Origin of the sequence: Aeromonas sp. ZOR0002 (genome assembly GCF_963866995.1) — a bacterium.
Classification (GTDB): domain Bacteria; phylum Pseudomonadota; class Gammaproteobacteria; order Enterobacterales; family Aeromonadaceae; genus Aeromonas; species Aeromonas caviae.
Genome location: NZ_CAWMFQ010000040.1, coordinates 1 through 2,104, shown reverse-complemented (window position 1 = coordinate 2,104; position 2,104 = coordinate 1). Strand labels below are relative to the sequence as shown.

2 protein-coding genes are annotated in these 2,104 nt (G+C 41.9%); both read left to right on the top strand.

The features are described 5' to 3' along the window. Window positions 1-388: 388 nt before the first annotated feature. Complete coding sequence (locus AACR77_RS02965; protein WP_010675891.1) at window positions 389-715, top strand: hypothetical protein; 327 nt, start codon at window positions 389-391, stop codon at window positions 713-715. Between the two features lie 93 nt (window positions 716-808). Continuing rightward, a partial coding sequence (locus AACR77_RS02960) for a copper resistance system multicopper oxidase (protein WP_442853374.1) occupies window positions 809-2,104 on the top strand: 1,296 nt, incomplete at its 3' end.

Genomic DNA, 2,104 nt, shown 5'->3' with positions numbered 1-2,104 from the left:
CGCCCGAAACAGGTTGGCCAGCGTGAATAACATCGCCAGTTGATTATCGTTTTTCAGCAACCCCTTGGGAAGGTGCGAATAAGTACCCTATGTGCCAAAACTAAAAAGTTTAGCCATTTAATATCAATAATTTAGAATGGTGTGTTTTTGTGCCAAGTGACTTGTTAGCACCTTCCCTAGAGAAGCCGGGCGATTCATGCTGCATGAACCGAATCTCTATCTGAGCAGGTCAAAAAATAGGGTATGTCCTGATTTAAGGCATCCAGCGTTCCCCAAACACTCTTCAATAGGTTTGTTACTAATTTGTAATTTTTGTGACAGCTTCATGTAATGATTCAGAGTATATAGTTAGTCACGTAACTTGAGTCATAATTAAATGAGGTGGTTTATGAATATTAAAATTGGTGCATTCATGGCATGTACGCTGGTCGTCGGAAGCTTCTCCGCCTTTGCTCAGGCTCCTGTGCCTTATAACGTTCGTGCTGGGCACAACATTATATATATGGATTGGAGTGCCAACGCACTTAGTACCGATACTGTGAGTGTATCTACCCTGGATGACACTAAACTGGGTACTGTAATGGCTACTCCTGGGAAGACAAAGCAACTGCAACTCCCCATGGACAAAAGTATCAACACAGTCAAAGTCAGCTACAACGGTGATGTCCATGTGATTGCACTTCAGCATGGAATGGGTAGTGGGCGAAACAGATAAAGCAAATAAAATCATGCTTTAACGTAAGTTTTGCGCATTTTTTATACGCATTGAGAAAAATTACAGTATTGTAATTGTACATTGATTTCTATAATGAGCATCATCGCACATCACAGTTGTGATGAAATGGAGGCGCTTATGAATGATGTTCATAGTAAAAATGGATTTAATCCTTCTATCTCAAGAAGAAAGTTTGTTAAAGGGATTGCTGCTGGCGGAGTTGTGGCATCGATTCCTATGTCAATTAACGCTAAAGAAGAACTGCCGCAAAAGGTTTACAGCTCAGTTTTAAGTGGAACAGTAATCGATCTGGTAGTTGAAGAAGTTGTTGTCAACTTTACTGGAAGTACAAGAATTGCCACGGTTGTCAATCGCTCCATACCCGCACCGACATTACGCTTAAAGGAAGGCGATGAGGTTACTCTTCGTGTTACCAATAAGCTCAGTGAGCCTACCTCTATTCATTGGCATGGTATAATACTCCCATTTGAAATGGATGGCGTACCTGGTATTAGTTTCAATGGTATTAAACCAGGAGAGACATTCACATATAAATTCACGTTGGAACAGTCCGGTACATATTGGTATCACTCTCACTCTGGTTCTCAAGAACAGACGGGAATGTATGGCGCTTTAATTATAGAGCCAAAAGAAGGCGAGATTATATCAGCCGATAGAGATTATGTTGTTCTCTTGTCAGACTGGACAGATGAGCACCCGATGCGAATTTTATCAAAATTGAAATCGCAAAGTGATTACTATAATTTTAATCAGCCTACAGCTATCGACTTCATTAACGATGTCAGCAACAGTGGATTAAAGGTTGCCTTCACCAAACGCCAGATGTGGAATGAAATGAGAATGAATTCTACAGATTTGGCTGACTTATCCTCTGCAACTTTAACCTATTTAATGAACGGAACAACCCCTAATGGAAATTGGACTGGTGTCTTCAATAAAGGTGAGAAAATCAGACTTAGATTTATAAATGGTGCTGGAGGGTCTTTTTACGATGTCAGAATTCCAGGCATAAAAATGACGGTTGTACAAACCGATGGTGTTGATATTGAACCTATAGACGTAGATGAGTTTCGTTTCGGCCCTGGTGAAACTTACGATGTCATTGTTCAACCCATCGATAACGCCCATACGATTTTCGCACAGTCGATGGATCGTACTGGTTTTGCCCGAGGTACGTTGTCGACGGCGATTGGCCTTTCAGCTCCGATTCCTACTGTAGACAAACCTGAGCCTCTTTCAATGGAAGATATGATGGGCTCCATGGACGGAATGGATCACGGCTCCATGGCAGGTATGGATCATGGCTCAATGCCTGGTATGGCATCAGGTGCAATGCCAGCGATGGATCATAGCTCTATGGCAGGTATG

Excerpts from the sequence above, each read along its gene's own strand:
- AACR77_RS02965 (WP_010675891.1), top strand. The coding sequence starts at position 389 with ATGAATATTAAAATTGGTGCATTCATGGCATGTACGCTGGTCGTCGGA.